This is a genomic window from Actinomadura sp. NPDC048032, from assembly GCF_040653175.1.
In the GTDB taxonomy this organism is placed as follows: Bacteria; Actinomycetota; Actinomycetes; order Streptosporangiales; family Streptosporangiaceae; genus Spirillospora; species Spirillospora verrucosospora.
The window spans coordinates 1-2,853 of record NZ_JBEZJP010000661.1; the positions used below are offsets into that span (position 1 = coordinate 1).

Here is a 2,853-nt window from a genome sequence, read left to right on the forward strand (position 1 = left end):
GTCCAGATCCCGGACGCGTTCTTCCGCGAGGTCTGCGACTTCCCGCTCCCCGCGGCCGGCGCCTACGCGGCCGGCATCGCGTTCCTCCCCGCGGACGGCGACGAGCGCGCCGCCGCGGTCGCCCACGTCGAGACGCTGTGCGTGGAGGAGGGCCTGACGGTCCTCGGCTGGCGCGAGCTCCCGCACGACCCGCGCTTCACGGGCCCGGCCGCCCGCCGGGTGATGCCGCACTTCGCGCAGCTGTTCGTCGCCCCCGCGGACGGCGGCCCGCACGAGGGCAGGACCGGCCTGGAGCTGGACCGCGCCGTGTTCTGCATGCGCGAGCGCGCCGAGCAGGACGTGCGGGTCTACTTCCCGAGCCTGTCCAGCCGCACGATCGTCTACAAGGGGATGCTGACGACCCCGCAGCTGGAGCCGTTCTTCCCCGACCTGTCGGACCGCCGCTTCACCAGCGCGATCGCGCTGGTCCACTCGCGGTTCTCGACGAACACCTTCCCGGCCTGGGAGCTGGCGCACCCGTACCGGTTCATCGCCCACAACGGCGAGATCAACACCGTGAAGGGCAACCGGAACTGGATGCGGGCCCGCGAGGCGCTGCTGAAGTCCGACCTGCTGCCCGGCGACATCTCCCGGATCTTCCCGGTGATCGACATCGAGGCGTCCGACACCGCGTCGTTCGACGAGTGCCTGGAGCTGCTGCACCTGGGCGGCCGGTCGCTGCCGCACGCGGTGCTGATGATGATCCCGGAGGCGTGGGAGAACCACACCGAGATGGACGCCGAGCGGCGGGCGTTCTACGAGTTCCACTCCACGCTGATGGAGGCGTGGGACGGCCCCGCCAGCGTCAGCTTCACCGACGGCACCGTCGTCGGCGCCGTCCTGGACCGCAACGGGCTGCGCCCGGGCCGGTACTGGGTGACCGACGACGGCCTGGTCGTGCTGGCCAGCGAGGCCGGCGTGCTCGACATCCCCGCCGCCAAGGTCGTCCGCAAGGGCCGCCTGCAGCCCGGCAAGATCTTCCTCGTCGACACCGCCGCCGGGCGGATCGTCGAGGACGACGAGGTCAAGGCCGAGCTGGCCGCCGAGCACCCGTACGGGGAGTGGCTGCACGAGGGCCTGGTCCGGTTCGAGGAGCTGCCGCAGCGCGAGCGGGAGATCCCGACCCACGAGACGCTGGTCCGGCGGCAGCAGACGTTCGGCTACACGCTCGAAGAGCAGCGGATCATCCTGACGCCGATGGCGCGGACGGGCGCGGAGCCGATCGGGTCGATGGGCACCGACACCCCGATCGCGGTGCTCTCCGAGCGCCCGCGGCTGCTGTTCGACTACTTCAAGCAGCTGTTCGCGCAGGTCACGAACCCGCCGCTGGACGCGATCCGCGAGGAGCTCGTCACCTCGCTGCAGTCCACGCTCGGCCCGGAGGGCAACCTGCTGGACCCCGGCCCGGACTCGTGCCGGCGCCTGGTGCTGCCCACCCCGATCCTGGACAACGACGAACTGTCCAAGATCATCCACATCGACGACGAGGGGTCGCTGCCGCACCTGGCCGCGCACGTCGTGCAGGGCCTGTACGACGTCGCCGGCGGGGGAGAGGCCCTGCAGGCGCGCCTGGAGGAGATCAACTCCGAGGTCAGCCGGGCCATCGAGGCCGGCGCGCGGATCATCGTGCTGTCGGACCGCGGCGCCGACTCGGCCCGCGCCGCGATCCCGTCGCTGCTGCTGACCGGCGCCGTGCACCACCACCTGATCCGGGAGAAGACCCGCACCCAGGTCGGCCTGGTGATCGAGACGGGCGAGGCCCGCGAGTGCCACCACATGGCGCTGCTCATCGGGTACGGCGCGTCCGCGATCAACCCGTACCTGGCGATCGAGACCGTCGAGGACCTCGTGCGCGGCGGCGTGATCGAGGGGACGGACCCGGCGAAGGCCGGCCGGAACCTGGTGAAGGCCTACGGCAAGGGCGTCCTGAAGATCATGTCGAAGATGGGCGTGTCGACGGTCGCGTCCTACACCGGCGCGCAGATCTTCGAGGCGATCGGGCTCGGCGCGGACGTGGTGGCGCGGTGCTTCACCGGCACCACCTCGCGGCTCGGCGGCGTCGGCTTCGACGTGCTGGCCCGCGAGGTCGCCGAGCGGCACGCGCGCGCGTACCCGCCGCGCGGCAACGACCTGGCGCACCGCACCCTGGAGGTCGGCGGCGAGTACCAGTGGCGCCGCGAGGGCGAGCCGCACCTGTTCAACCCGGACACGGTGTTCAAGCTCCAGCACGCCACCCGCACCCGCCGCTACGAGATCTTCAAGGAGTACACCTCCAAGGTCGACTCGCAGGCCGAGAAGCTGATGACGCTCCGCGGGCTGTTCCGGCTCCGCGAGGGCGAGCGCGAGCCGGTGCCGATCGAGGAGGTCGAGCCGGTATCGGAGATCGTCAAGCGGTTCTCCACCGGCGCGATGTCCTACGGCTCCATCTCGGCCGAGGCGCACGAGACCCTCGCGATCGCGATGAACCGCCTCGGCGGCAAGTCCAACACCGGCGAGGGCGGCGAGGACCCGGCGCGCTTCGTCCCGGACGAGAACGGCGACCTGCGGCGCAGCGCGATCAAGCAGGTGGCCTCCGGCCGGTTCGGCGTGACCTCGGAGTACCTCACCAACGCCGACGACATCCAGATCAAGATGGCGCAGGGCGCCAAGCCCGGCGAGGGCGGCCAGCTGCCCGGCCACAAGGTCTACCCGTGGATCGCCAAGACGCGGCACTCCACCCCGGGCGTCGGCCTCATCTCGCCGCCGCCGCACCACGACATCTACTCGATCGAGGACCTGGCGCAGCTCATGGCGGACTCACGAAGGTCCGGCGAC

The 2,853-nt window shown here is 71.4% G+C and carries 1 protein-coding gene; it reads left to right on the top strand.

Going from position 1 to position 2,853, the window contains the following annotated elements; translation table 11 throughout:
• Positions 1 to 2,853, top strand: a 2,853-nt coding sequence (locus tag AB0C69_RS40745) for a glutamate synthase central domain-containing protein (RefSeq protein ID WP_360361918.1), incomplete at both ends; no start/stop codon positions are given.